Origin of the sequence: Corallococcus sp. AB018 (assembly GCF_003986945.1) — a bacterium.
In the GTDB taxonomy this organism is placed as follows: domain Bacteria; phylum Myxococcota; class Myxococcia; order Myxococcales; family Myxococcaceae; genus Corallococcus; species Corallococcus exiguus.
The window spans coordinates 20,538-33,170 of the sequence record NZ_RAWR01000110.1 but is presented as its reverse complement, the minus strand read 5'-3'; the positions used below and the strand labels follow the sequence as shown (position 1 = coordinate 33,170).

The window sequence follows — 12,633 nt, the reverse complement described above, 5'->3', positions numbered from 1 at the left end:
CGCGCTGGGAGCTCCCACGCCCACGGCCACGCCCACCCAGGTGGGGACGTCCGGCACGGCGGTGCAGACGAACGGGAACACGGTGGCGGACTACCAGGTGGGTCCTCCCCGGCGTCCGGACATCCACCACGACAACGGCTTCCTGCAGAACCCCAACGACCCCAACGACCCGAACCCCATCCCCACGGAGAGCCCGGGGCTGAGTGACTACGCCGCGCGGGCCGAGTGGGAGGTCAAGCTCCGCGGAGCACGCGCCCTCCAGGGCGTTCCGGGCGTGCCGCACAACGACATCCCGGACGGCCTGGACACGTACGACCACTTCCTGCACGGCAACGGGGCGGACCGGCACTTCGACTACGAGCGCTTCGTCCGGACGGACCCCGCCGGACAGGCGGTGCTCACCAACTCCACGCGCGACACGCAGCAGGCGGCGGAGGCGACCTACAACCAGATGATCGCCCAGGACCCGTCGCTCGCGGGCAAGCCGGTGACGTTCCAGATTACCGGCTCGCAGATTGGCGTGGGCTCCAGCGAGCAGTTCCCCTACCCGGAGACGGAGAACTGGCAGAAGGCGATTGGCGGCCACAACGTCTGGAACAGCGCCACCGTGACGGTCTACCCGCCGGAGACGCCGGGCGGGAAGCCCCGCTTCGAGATGGACATGACGCTCCACGCGGAGGACCGCTACAACTTCAACCCGGGCCAGCAGGACATCAACACCGGCACGCCGGACGCGGCCAACGGCCGGCTGGAGCAGACGGGCCTGGGGCACCAGTACACCAACTACGGCACGCTCCAGCGGCACGTGACGTGGGACCAGGGGAGCCCCGAGAATGCGACGTCGCGTCCCATCGGTGGCCGTTAGGCGCACGCTGGCTACCACCCTGCTCGCGGGGTGTGTTTCGCTGGCCTGCGACAAGCCCTCAGGGGGGAATGCATCCATGACGACAGAGACGGCCGCGCCTGCGGCGAAGACGGGAACGGACCTGGAGACGCTGGAGAAGGTGGTGACGCTGCCGCGCCGCCCCCAGGCGGTGCAGTGGCGCCAGTCTCCGCGCGGCATCCAGGGCGGGCTGGGCCCCACGGACACGCAGTTCCTCGCGGTGCTGGAGTACCCGGCGGCGGAGGCCCAGGCGCTCCAGGCCGCGCTGAAGCCCACGCGGCTGACGGTGAAGGTGGATGACGGTGGGTGGCTGCCGGAGGCCACGAAGGAGGCCCTGAAGGGCGCCACCGCCTACGACGCGGCGCCCTTCTTCAAGGGCTCGCTGCGCCAGGGCACCGTGTTCCAGCTGCCCCAGTCGAGCACCTTCGTGCTGGTGCTCTTCAGCAGCTAGAAGTCCGCGCGAAAAGCAGCAAGGGCCCGGCCGCGAGCACTCGCGCCCGGGCCCTTCTCTTTTCAGGGGCTACGTCGTGCCTTCGGGCCGGTTCTTCTTCTGGGGCGAGGCCCCCGTGTGGCGGACGTTGCCGCGGGTGTCGTGCTTCCCGCCCGAGCGGCTGTCCGCGCTGTTGATGATGGCGCTCGCGAGCAGGAAGGCGTTGAGGCGCAGCTGCATGAAGTTGTGCTCCACCTTCGGCGGCTGCTGCATGCGCAGGGTGCGGTCCTCACCCGGCTGGTGCTTCGGCCACTCGGTCGCGGACGCGGGCGCTCCGGTGCGGGCGAACTGGAGCATCCAGTTGCTCACCTGGCGCGAGTACGCGCGGTCCTCGTCCGAGAGCACGTCCTGGGTGGGCGGGCAGCGGGCCACCGTGTCCAGGAAGTACGGGACGTCCGAGCCGTGCGGGACGCCGTCGGGGAACTCCGGGCGCAGCTCGGTGGCCGTGTACTCGAAGTAGAAGCGCCACGCGTCGGAGACCTTGAGGTGCAGGTCCGCGACCTGCCGCGGAATCAGCGTGAAGACGATGTCCCGGCACACCTGCCGCGCCAGCTCCTCGTCCGGTGACACGCCCGGGTAGAGCAGGCCGATGGGGACGTTGTTGTCCCGGAGGGCCTGGAGGATCTCCATGGGGTCGCGGCCCATGGCCTCCATCACGCTCACGTCATCGCTGGTGCTGCCCAGGATGAGCGGCACGCGCGCCTGCTGCTGCGCCTTGAAGGTGGACAGGATGGACTGGGGCAGCACCGTGTCGCCGCACACGGCCACCGGCGCCAGCGAGTGCTCTGGCGGCTGCTGCCAGAAGGACTCCGCGGGCAGCTGGCGCATGCGCTCCGGCGTCGCGGCCCCGTCCGCCACGCCCATGCCGCGGATCAACGCCTCGCCCTTGAGCTGCGCCTGCGCCAACGGCATCTCGTCCAGGCCGTACACGCTCATCGCCACACCCCGGTGGAACAGGGGCTTCGCGGCATCCATGCAGAAGAGGGCCAGCACGCTCTTGGCGCCCGCGGATTGGCCCATGAGGGTGACGTTGCCCGCGTCCCCGCCGAACTTCGCGATGTTGCGGTTCACCCACTGGAGCGCGGCGACCTGATCCAACAGGCCGAAGTTGGCCGCGCCGCCGCCCGGCTCCTTCTGGAGCGCCGGATGGGCCAGGAAGCCCAGGTGGCCCAGGCGGTAGTTGATCGTGACGAGGATGGCGTCACGGGACGCCATGGGCACGCCGTCGTACGGGGGCAGGCCGCTCGCGCCAAGCACATACGCGCCGCCGTGGATCCACACGATGACGGGCAGCTTCGCCTGGGGGTCCACGCGAGGCGTCCAGACATTGAGATAAAGACAATCCTCACCCATCGGATACGGGTCACCGCCGCCGCCCGCGATGCAGCCTTCGCGAGACTGGAGCGAGGACTTGCCGAACGTGGACGCCTGCCGGATGTTCTTCCAGGGCACGACCGGGGCGGGAGGACGCCACCGCAGCGCGCCCACGGGAGGCTGGGCGTAGGGAATTCCCTTGAAGGCATACACCCCTTCCTCGACGACGCCTTGGAGCTGTCCTTCGACCGTGCTGACGACGGGAGCCGACTGCTGGACCATTTTTGGAACCCCCCACGAGACCCGGCGCCAGGGCCGGGCCGGTGCGAAGTAGAGGTTTCGCCCATGCGAGTCAATGCATTGGGCCTCAAAGGCAATCACCCGTCCGCCAGCCGACGAGCCCCCAGACTCCGGAGCATCAGGGCAATGCCATACCGAGTTCCCGCAGGACGGCCCGGGTGATGGCTGCGTAGTCCCCGTCGAAGTGATGTCCACCCTTGAGCAGTACCGCGCGCGCGCCGGGCACGCCGGACAGCATGGGGCAGAGGCTGTCGGACAGCTCCTCATCACCGTAGACGCAGAGCACGGGCGTCCCCTTCAGGGCCTGCACGTCCGGGAGCACCGCGGCCGTGGGCCGGCCCTTGCCGCCGAAGATGTCCGTGACGTGCACCTCGAACTCCGCCTCCTTGCCGGGCGCGAGCAGCACGGCCATCCGCACGCGCTCGCGCAAATCCTCCGGCAGGCGCGCGGTGATGGCCGGCACCACGTCCGCGCCGCGCGAGTAGCCCAGCAACACCACGCGCTGCTTGCCCCACGCGGACAGGTAGTGGCGCAGCGCTCGGGCCACGTCCGCGGAGGTCTGCTCCGGCGTGCGGCGCTTCCAGAAGTAGCGCAGCGAGTTGAAGCCCACGACGGGGATGCCCTGCGCGGCGAGCGACTCGGAGACCGTCTGGTCCAGGCTGGCCCAGCCGCCATCGCCGGTAACGAAGAGTGCCAGCGTGTCGCCCGGGACATCCGACGTCGCGGGGACCTCCACCAGCGGCAGGCCCTCCACCGATGTATCCCCGGAGAGCCCCTGGGTGCCCGCGTCTGGAGGCGCCGCTGGCGTGGAGACCGGCGTCAGCGCTTCCGATGGGAGCGGCGCGGCGGCGGCATCATGCGCGGCCAGCAGCGCCCCCTGCCATGCGTCCACCGGCATGCGGGCCAATCCCGGCCCCGGCACCGTCAGCACGCGGGCCGTCGTCAGCGAGCGGGTGAAGTCGTGCGCGGCCTTCACCGGATGGACCGGATCATGCTCCGCGCCGAGCAGCACCCACGGTTGATACAGCGCACGCGCCGGGGCCAGCCGCTCGCGCCTGTCTTTGTCCGCGCGTGAGCGCACGAGCTCCGCGCCCGGACAGAAGGCCACGGAGGTCGTCACCTCCGGCGTGAAGTCCACGCTCACCGCGCCCCGGAACGTGCCCGGAGGAGCCTGGGCCAGCGCCGCGTAGGCCAGCGCCGCGCCCGTGCCGTCCCCCACGAGGACGGGGTGCAGGTACTCGGGCAGCTCCGCGTGCCGCTGGTAGCCCTGGCTCAGGACCTCCAGGTCGCCCGCCGGATACGCGCACCGGGTGCCCTTCTCCAAAGCGCGCAGGTAGGCCCCGGCGTCCACCCCGAGCACCAGCGCGCCGTGCGAGGCCAGCGCCGTGGACAGCTCCAGCGCCCTGCCCTTTTCCGCGGGCCCATCCGCCAGCAGGAGCACCACCGTCCCGGGCCTCCCCGGGGGCGTCACCACCGTGACATGGCCAAAGCGGCCCCCGATGTGCCGCGTCTCCACGCGCGGCGCGACGGGAGGCTGGGGCGCGGGGACCGCCACCGGGGCCGGAGCGACGGAGGGCGCCGCGCACGTGCGCGACCACGGGATGAGCGCCAGCGCCAGCACGAGCACGGCCCCCACCAGGAACCACTTCGCGCGCGTCCTCATCTCGCCACCGCCCCGCCCAGCCCGCGCGACACCAGCGAGGCCACGCCCGCGAGCACGCCCGGCAGCGCGAGCCCGCCCGGCGAAGCCAGGTAGCGCGGCGCCCAGTCCGGACGGAACTTCTCCTTGTACTGGCGCAGCCCCTGGAAGTTGTAGAAGTGCTCGCCGTGCCGGAACAGGAGCGCGCCCAGCCGGTTCCACATGGGCGCGAGCGCGCGCGCCTCGAAGCCGCTGAAGGGCGCCATGCCCAGGTTGAAGCGCAGGAAGCCCTGCCCCCGGCCCCACAGCATCAGCGACGTGAAGAGGAAGTCCATGGCCCCATGGGGACTGCCCGGCTGGTAGCGCATGAGGTCCACGCTCAGCTCCTCCTTCGTGTCCGGAGCCCACACGTTGGCGAAGCCCATGAGCACGCCGCTCCGGCGTACCAGCGCCACCGGCCCCTGCTCCAGGTAGCGCGGTGAGAAACAGCCCAGGCTGAAGCCCTTCTCACGCGTGTGCTTCTCTGCGAGCCACGCGTCGGAGATGGCCCGCAGCTGGGGCATCAGCTCCGGCACGGCCTCGCGCGGTTGCACCTCGAAGGTCCAGCCCTCGCGCGCCATGCGGTGCATGCCATGGCGCAGGCCCCGGCGCTCCGGCCCCTCCAGGTTGAAGTCCTGGAGCGGCACGGTGGCCTCCTCGCCCAACTTGAGCAGCGTGAGCCCCAGGTCCAGGTAACGCGGCAGCGCGCCCGGCCCCACCTGGTAGAAGCACGCCCAGCCGTGGTGCCGGTCCGCCATTTCGAGGAAGCGCCACGCCAGCTCCGTCGCCGCGTCCGGCGGCCCCACCGGGTCGCCCATGGACACCCACGCGCGCCCCGACACGCCGTACATGAGGAACGCGGTGCCCGCGTCGTTGAGCAGCAGGGACTTGTCCCCCACCAGCGCCAGCGAGGCCATGGACTCCGGGGCGCTCGCCACCAGGGGACGCACCCGTTGCAGCTCCTCCACCGTCGGCGGATGCGTGCGCGGCGACGCCGGTCGCAGGAGCGCGGCCAGCCCCGCCACGATGGTCGCCCCCAGCACGCCCACGCTGGCGCGCAGGAAGCGCGGCGCGTTGCCTGAGAAGGCGAAGTGCCACCAGAGGTCATTGCGATACTCGACGTGCCGGTAGGAGAAGAAACCGAGCCACACCGACGCGCCCACCACCGCCACCGTGGCCAAGAGCCACCCGGGGCTGAAGGCCTCCGCGAACAGAGACGTGTGCCGGTAGAACTGCTGATGGAACGGAGCCAGCGCAGCGGCCAGGACGAGCAGCAGCGTGGCCTCCTCGTAGTCCACGCCCTTCACCACGGAGAACACCGCGCCCGCCACCAGCAGCACCTGCGTCAGCACATAGGCCGCGTCCAGGCGCCGCTGGAGCCCGCGAGCGAGCAGGAGCAGCGACACGCCCACCAGACTGCCCAGCAGATGCGACACCTCCAGGAGCGGCAGCGGCACCAGCCGGCGGAGCAGCGCCAGCCGCTCGGCGACGGGCGGCGTCGCGCCGGAGAAGAGCAGCACCGTGCCCGCCACGAACGCCACCGCCGACGCGGCCCACGGCACCACCGGCGCGAACGAGCTGTGCACCACCTTCGCCAGCCGCGTGAGGTGGTGACGACGCTGGAGCAACTCATGCCCCGCGAGCAGCAGCGCCGCCACCGTGAAGGGCAGCAGGTAGTAGACGAGCCGGTACACGAGCAGCACGCCCACGACCTGCGGCGCGGGCACGCGGGGCGTGAGCGCGGAGAGCATCACCGTCTCGAAGACACCCAGGCCCGCGGGCACCTGGCTGGCGATGCCCGCCAGCTGCGCCAGCGCGAACAGCGCCGTGAGCGACGGCAGCGACACGCTGTCCGGGGGCAGCAGCACCCACAACACCGCCGCCGCCAGCGCCCAGTCCCCGCACGACACCACCAGTTGGGCCAGTGCCCGCGCGGGCGTGGGCAACGTCCACTCCAGGCCGCGAATCCGCAGCGGCTTGCGCACGGTGGCGCACGCCACGAAATAGCCCACGAGCAGCAACCCCAGCGCGGCCCCCACTCCGTGCGCCACGGGCGTGGACAGGGACAGCACCCCTCCCCCGCCCTCCAGGAGCAACGACGCGCCGGTGACGGCGGCCAGGCCCAGCCAGAACGTGAGCGCGTTGAACGCGGACACCCGCGCGACGTCCAGCGCGGTGAGCCCCCACGCGGAGTACAGCCGGTAGCGCACCGAGCCGCCGCTCAGGAACGACGCGCCCAGGTTGTGCCCGAAGGCGTAGCCCACGAAGGACGTGAACCCCACGCGCGAATAGGGAATCCGGTGCCCCGCGTGCCCCAACGCCAGCACGTCGTACAGCGTGAGCGCCGCGTAGTTCACGACCGTCACGGCCAGGGCCAGGAGGATGCGACTCGCCGTCACGGCCGCGAGCCCCGCGCTCACATCCTCGCGGCGGTAGTGCGACAGCTCGCGGTGCAGCACGTACGCCGCCACGCACAGCAGCAGCAATGGCAGCGCGGTGGTGAGGACTCTCTGGACCTTCGACATGCCAGGAGGACGCAGCATCCGGCGTGCCATGCCTCAGGAGGAGAAGACGCGGGGGCAGTCCTCCGCCCGAAAGGCCCCAGCTGGGGCAATTCGCCCCACCTTCCCGGGAGGACCAGGCAGGCGTCGCGCCCCTGGAGCGACCGTGCCGGAATGACTGCGTTAGCGTGGATGAGGACGCAACACCCGAGCCAGGAAGACACCTTGGTCTACGACGTGATCATCGCGGGGGCCGGCCCGGTCGGCCTGTTCCTGGCCTGTGAGCTGCGGCTCGCGAAGCGCACCGTGCTGGTGCTTGAACAAGCGGAGGATCCGCACTCCCCCCTGAAGCGACTCCCGTTTGGAAGGCGAGGACTCTGGGGCCCCAGCATCGAAGCGTTCCACCGGCGCGGACTGCTGGAAGCCATCGCGTCGAACCCTCGTGCCGGCGCGGGTGCCCGTGGCCAACCGAGCCCCGGCTCCATGGCATCCAACTCACAGCTCCGCGGGCCAGCCGGCCACTTCGCGGGCATCCCGTTCGAATACAGCAACGTCGATTCGACGCGCTGGACGTACCGGCTCCCCGGCCCGGCCGATATGCAACTGGGAAGCGAAACGGAGCATCTCGAGCGCGCCCTCGCTGCTCACGCACACGCCCTGGGCGTGGAGCTCCGGCGCGGCCAGGGTGTCGAAGGCTTCGAGGCTTCGGACGAGGAAGTGATGGTCCATGCCGGTGGGCAACGCTTTCGCGCGCGTTGGCTGGTGGGGTGCGATGGCGGCCGCAGCACCGTCCGCAAGCAAGGGGGCTTCGATTTCGTGGGGACCGGGCCTGAGCTCACGGGCTATTCGGTCCAGGCCGAAGTCGCCGATCCGGAGAAGCTCCGCCTGGGCCGTCATTACACGCCGACCGGGATGTACACCCAGTGGCAGCCCGGGGTGATCGCGATGACCGACTTCGACGGCGGCGCCGCCCATCGCACCCAAGCGCTCACCCTCGAGCACGTGCAAGCCGTCTTGCGGCGCGTGTCCTGCACGGACGTGACCCTCCAGGCGTTGCACCTCGCCTCGACCTGGACCGACCGCTCACAGCAGGCCACGACCTACCGCAAGGGACGGGTGCTGCTGGCGGGTGACTCCGCGCACATTCATTCACCCCTGGGCGGGCAGGGCCTGAACCTCGGACTCGGGGACGCCATGAACCTCGAGTGGAAGCTCGCCGCGACCCTTCGAGGCGACGCCCCCGATGGCCTGCTCGACAGCTACACCCAGGAGCGGCATCCCGTGGGGGCGCGCATCCTCGATTGGACGCGGGCCCAGGTCGCGCTGATGCGCCCCAGCCCCCACTCCCGCGCGCTCGAAGCCATCCTCCGCGACGTGCTCGACACGCGCGACGGCGCGACCTCCTTCGCTGAACGCCTCTGGGGCGTGTCCCTCCGCTACGACCTCGGCGGAGAACACCCGTTGGTGGGCCGCAGCTGCCCGGACTTCGAGTGGGAGGACGGAGAGCGGCTCGGTACACGGCTCCGGGATGGAACCGGTTTGCTGTTGGACTTCGGCCAGCACGCGTCGCTGCAAGCACTGGATGGCCTCTGGGGCGACCAGGTCCGGTACGTGGCCAGCGACGCCAGGAATCGCCTGGGACTGAGCGCGGCGCTCGTACGTCCGGATGGGTTCGTGGCCTGGGCGAGCGATACGACCCCAAGTCCCGAGGAGCTCACCCGAGCCGCGGCCAGGTGGTTCACGCCCCGCGAGCATCACGCTTCCCTGTGCTGAAGCCACGCATGGGACCTGGGTACAGGCGGACCAGGAGTCCGTCCTCGCACCGTCGCAGGCGGCGCCATGCCGGGCCCTCGCAAGCCCGTCCCCCTTCGGGACACGCGGGCCCTCCACGCCCGGAAGCCAGGGCTCCCCAGAGGAGCAGCGGACCCCCGGGGTAGGGTTCCGAGACAGGACCGGGGGTCACGCCGATCCTGAGAACAATTTCATGTTTTACGATTCTATCCGGTCCGCTCCGTCTGTTTTGTGAACAGCGAGTGAAACGCAGCGGCCGGAGGCACGGCGGGGAGGCATGAGGGACCCATTTTACTTTTGACCCCCTCGCGCTGGAGCATGTGTCTCGAATGCGTCGCTCCCGTGTCTTCGCTCTCGACTTACAGCTCCGGCTCACTCCCTTCCGCGGCTCCCGGAAGGCCCTCTTCTCGCGGCTCGCGGGCGTGGGGGCCGTGCTGCTGATGCTCCTCGCGTTCGCGCCGGCCGCCCGGGCGGAGGCCGCTGGGACAACGGCCGCCCAGCCCGCGCTCGACGGGTGGCGCTATCGATGGGGAGACTCGCCGCTGGGGCCTGACGGCGTCCCCACGTGGGCGACGGAGCCGGAGGACGCGGCGGGCTGGCAGGCCATGACCGCGCTCCAGGAACCGCCGGGCCGCGGGACGAACACCTTCCTCTGGCTGAGCATCCCCGTGCCCCAGGGCCCGTGGCTGGAGCCCGCCCTCTTCCTGGGCAACGTGGCCAACGCCTTCGAGGTCTACGCCGACGGCCAGCGCGTCCACACCAGCGGGACGCTGGCCCCCAACGGCCAGGAGATCATGGAGAACATGGTCTGGCACCTGGTGCCCGTGCCGCCCGCGTCCATGGGCCATCGCGTGCTCCTGCGCATCCAGGCGCATGGGCCCGCCATCGGAGTCACGCGCGACGCGAAGGTGGGCTCGCGCCAGGAGCTGCTCGCGGAGGTGACGCGCCTGGGACTGGCGCCCTTCGTCATGGGGACGCTGCTGGTGGGCATTGGCGCGGTGTCGCTGTTCGCCGCCCTCCTGCGCCGCCAGGGGCGGATGCTCGCCGCGCTGACCGTGTTCTCCGCGGGCTCGGGCGCGCTGCTGCTGGGCTCCAGCGGCCTGTTCCCGGCGCTCTGGGGCAAGGCGGCCACCGGCAGCGTCCTCACGCTGCTGGGCTCGTACGCCATCCTGCCCGCCCTGGCGTGGTTCATCTCCGATACGGTGGGCACGGACAAGCTGCGCTGGTTCCGCCGGGGCGCGGCGGTCGTCACCGTGCCGGCCATCCTCCAGGCGATCATCGTGGTGATGGACCTGGGCTCCGCATGGCGGCTGCTGTCCGCCTTCATCCTCTACTCGCTGCCCGGACTGCTGGTGTGCGTGGGGGTCGCGGTGGTCGAGGCCCTCAAGGGGAACAAGGACGCGCGCATCTTCGTCGCGGGCCTGGGGGTCCTCACCTTCGTGCTCCTGCTCAGCACCCTGCCGATGCTGGGCCTGATGGAGGCCACCGACAGTCAGGTGCACTGGGGGTTCTTCGCGCTCACGCTGTCGCTCGTGGCCATCGTGGCGCGGCGCTCCGCGGAGGTGGTGCGCTCGCTGGCGGAGTACACGCACCAGTTGGACGCGCGCCGCAAGGACGTGCGCCTGCTGGCCGAGGGCATGGGCCGCGGCGCGGACGAGCTCGCCGCCGTCGTACAGCAGCTGCACACCTCCAGCGAGGAGCAGACCGTGGGCATCAGCCGCCAGGCCGCCGCGCTGCGCGAGCTGGAGCAGACGGTGGAGGAGATCCGCCAGGGCTCGCACCTGACGGCGGACAAGGCGCGGGTGCTCGCGGCGTCCGCGGAGAGCGCGGAGGCGGTGGGGCGCGAGGGTGGCGCCGCCCTGGAGCGCACGCTGACGGACCTGGCCGCCATCCGCACGGAGGTGTCGGGGATGGCCTCGCGCATCCTCGCGCTCGACGAGCGCACCCGCGAGGTGTCCAGCATCGTCGACGACGTGAAGACGCTGGCGGACCAGTCCAACATGCTGGCCATCAACGCGGCCATCGAGGCGGTGCGCAACGGCGACAGCGGCAAGGGCTTTGGCGTGGTGGCCAAGGAGATGCGCCGGCTGGCGGACCAGTCCATCCGCGCCACCGAGCGCATCCGCGACGTGCTCGACGGCGTGAGCATGAGCATGCGCGAGGCCGCGCAGATGAGCGAACAGGGCGAGGCGCGCGTGCAGGTGAGCCTGGACGCCGTCCGCGGCTCCGGCGCGCAGCTGCAGAAGCTGACGAGCATCATCGGCGACACCACCGGCAGCGTGAGGCAGATCACCCAGGCCGTGGCGCAGCAGGACTCGGGCACGCATCAGATTGCCCAGGCCATCCAGGAGCTGTCCGGCCAGATGCAGCGCACGCTCCAGGCCGTGGAGGAGACGCGCACCGTCACGCACTCCGTGCAGACGCTGGCGGAGGTCATGTCGGGGGCCGCGAGCAAGGCGCTCCGCTCCGGCACGTTGGACGACCAGCAGAAGCCCGCGGCGGCGTGAAGCCCGGGCCCGGCCCGGCTACACTCCGGGCCATGGTGCCCCTGACCGACCACTCCGGGCTGTCCCCCGAGCGGCGCGCCGCCCTGGAGCGGCAGCTCGCGCCGCTCACGCTGCTCCAGGACGTGGTCCGCTGGGGCTTCGCGAGCCACCCGCCGCGCGACGTGGCGGCGGTGGTGGTCCAGGACGAGTTCACCCACGACGTGGTGCTGCCCTGGGAAGAGGAGCGCTACCTCGTCTTCGACACCACCTGACTGGGCGGAGTGACCTCGGTCTCCGTGTGGGACCGCTGCCCTACCGCCGATGAGTTGCTGGACGCGAGGCTGCGCGCCGGCTGGACGCCCACGCCGACGAGCACCGTCGACGGGGACGTCATCCTGGGCCACGCCGCGTGCCGGGCTCCGTCCAGGGCCGCGCGCTGACGTCCTGGCGACACTCGTCCGGGGCGATGCGTGGAGAACGCGACGCCCTGGGCGAAAAGGCGCGCGGGCGCTGACGAAGCCATGACGTGCGGGAAGTACGAGCACCGCCATGGAAGAGAGCCTGAAGCCCCGGTTGCGCGGCCTGTCCCACGTCATCGCGTTCGTGGCGGCGCTGGTGGGCTGCGTGAGGATGACGCAGCTGCCGGTGCACGGCGTGCAGTACGCGGCGAACCTGGTGTTTGGCGGCAGCATGGTGCTGATGTTCGGAGTGAGTGGGGGCTACCACTGGCCCACCTGGAGCGCGGCGACGTACCAGCGGATCCGCCGGTTCGACCACGCGGCCATCTTCATCCTCATCGCGGGGAGCTTCACGCCGCTGGCGACGTTGGACCCCATGGGGGGCCTGAGCCAGCGGCTGCTCTGGGTGATGTGGGGCGCGGCGCTGACGGGAGCCACGCTGACGCTCGCGGGAATCTCCGCGTCGCGAGGCCTGCGCTCGGGGCTCTACGTGGCGCTGGGCTGCGTGGCGGCCCCGGTGTTCTGGAACCTGCCCGGGGTGATGGGCCAGGGCCGCGTGGGATGGCTCTTCTTCGGGGCCATGCTCTACGCCGTGGGCGCGGTGGTGTACGCGCGCCGTTGGCCGGATCCCATCCCCCACGTCTTCGGCTACCACGAAGTGTTCCACGTCATGGTCGTCGCCGCGGCCGCCACGCACTACGCTGTGCTGCTGGACTTCGTGGGGCGTTGACC

The 12,633-nt window shown here is 71.1% G+C and carries 10 protein-coding genes; 7 read left to right on the top strand and 3 right to left on the bottom strand.

Annotated elements, in window-relative coordinates; genetic code table 11:
- A partial coding sequence (locus D7Y11_RS23255) for a hypothetical protein (RefSeq protein ID WP_126934818.1) occupies positions 1 to 865 on the top strand: 865 nt, incomplete at its 5' end.
- 76 nt (positions 866 to 941) lie between these two features.
- Positions 942 to 1,334, top strand: a complete 393-nt coding sequence (locus D7Y11_RS23250; protein WP_120580065.1) for a hypothetical protein — start codon at positions 942 to 944, stop codon at positions 1,332 to 1,334.
- Positions 1,335 to 1,403: 69 nt separating this feature from the next.
- On the opposite strand, the gene D7Y11_RS23245 is transcribed toward D7Y11_RS23250, so the two are convergent.
- The 3 genes from D7Y11_RS23245 to mprF all read right to left on the bottom strand — a co-directional run bounded on the left by D7Y11_RS23245 (position 1,404) and on the right by mprF (position 7,208).
- Positions 1,404 to 2,969 carry a carboxylesterase/lipase family protein gene (locus D7Y11_RS23245; protein WP_120580064.1) on the bottom strand — a complete coding sequence of 522 codons (1,566 nt, stop codon included), beginning with the start codon at positions 2,967 to 2,969 and terminating at the stop codon, positions 1,404 to 1,406.
- A gap of 136 nt (positions 2,970 to 3,105) precedes the next feature.
- Positions 3,106 to 4,650 (bottom strand): virulence factor family protein, encoded by a 1,545-nt coding sequence (locus D7Y11_RS23240; RefSeq protein ID WP_126934817.1) that lies wholly within the window; start codon positions 4,648 to 4,650, stop codon positions 3,106 to 3,108.
- The gene (gene mprF, locus D7Y11_RS23235; RefSeq protein ID WP_233607369.1) at positions 4,647 to 7,208 is read right to left on the bottom strand and encodes a bifunctional lysylphosphatidylglycerol flippase/synthetase MprF; all 2,562 of its coding nucleotides are present in this window, start codon (positions 7,206 to 7,208) and stop codon (positions 4,647 to 4,649) included. The genes D7Y11_RS23240 and mprF overlap by 4 nt, the downstream gene beginning before the upstream one ends.
- A gap of 183 nt (positions 7,209 to 7,391) precedes the next feature.
- Here mprF and D7Y11_RS23230 point away from each other — a divergent pair, with 183 nt between their 5' ends.
- The 5 genes from D7Y11_RS23230 to D7Y11_RS23215 all read left to right on the top strand — a co-directional run bounded on the left by D7Y11_RS23230 (position 7,392) and on the right by D7Y11_RS23215 (position 12,631).
- On the top strand, positions 7,392 to 8,939 hold the full coding sequence (locus tag D7Y11_RS23230) for an FAD-dependent monooxygenase (RefSeq protein ID WP_126934816.1): 1,548 nt from the start codon (positions 7,392 to 7,394) through the stop codon (positions 8,937 to 8,939).
- A 347-nt stretch (positions 8,940 to 9,286) separates the two neighbouring features.
- Positions 9,287 to 11,464, top strand: coding sequence for a methyl-accepting chemotaxis protein (locus D7Y11_RS23225; protein ID WP_121751608.1), 2,178 nt, complete (start codon positions 9,287 to 9,289; stop codon positions 11,462 to 11,464).
- A 32-nt stretch (positions 11,465 to 11,496) separates the two neighbouring features.
- Positions 11,497 to 11,715 (top strand): hypothetical protein, encoded by a 219-nt coding sequence (locus D7Y11_RS23220; protein WP_120580061.1) that lies wholly within the window; start codon positions 11,497 to 11,499, stop codon positions 11,713 to 11,715.
- Positions 11,716 to 11,724: 9 nt separating this feature from the next.
- Positions 11,725 to 11,883, top strand: coding sequence for a hypothetical protein (locus D7Y11_RS43385; RefSeq protein WP_158624533.1), 159 nt, complete (start codon positions 11,725 to 11,727; stop codon positions 11,881 to 11,883).
- 109 nt (positions 11,884 to 11,992) lie between these two features.
- A complete protein-coding gene (locus D7Y11_RS23215; protein ID WP_120580060.1) occupies positions 11,993 to 12,631 on the top strand; it encodes a hemolysin III family protein in 639 nt (212 codons plus the stop codon).
- Positions 12,632 to 12,633 lie beyond the last annotated feature (2 nt).

Coding starts and splice junctions, on each gene's coding strand:
- D7Y11_RS23250 (WP_120580065.1), top strand. CDS start 942: ATGACGACAGAGACGGCCGCGCCTGCGGCGAAGACGGGAACGGACCTG.
- D7Y11_RS23245 (WP_120580064.1), bottom strand. CDS start 2,969: ATGGTCCAGCAGTCGGCTCCCGTCGTCAGCACGGTCGAAGGACAGCTC.
- D7Y11_RS23240 (WP_126934817.1), bottom strand. CDS start 4,650: ATGAGGACGCGCGCGAAGTGGTTCCTGGTGGGGGCCGTGCTCGTGCTG.
- mprF (WP_233607369.1), bottom strand. CDS start 7,208: ATGCTGCGTCCTCCTGGCATGTCGAAGGTCCAGAGAGTCCTCACCACC.
- D7Y11_RS23225 (WP_121751608.1), top strand. CDS start 9,287: ATGCGTCGCTCCCGTGTCTTCGCTCTCGACTTACAGCTCCGGCTCACT.
- D7Y11_RS23220 (WP_120580061.1), top strand. CDS start 11,497: ATGGTGCCCCTGACCGACCACTCCGGGCTGTCCCCCGAGCGGCGCGCC.
- D7Y11_RS23215 (WP_120580060.1), top strand. CDS start 11,993: ATGGAAGAGAGCCTGAAGCCCCGGTTGCGCGGCCTGTCCCACGTCATC.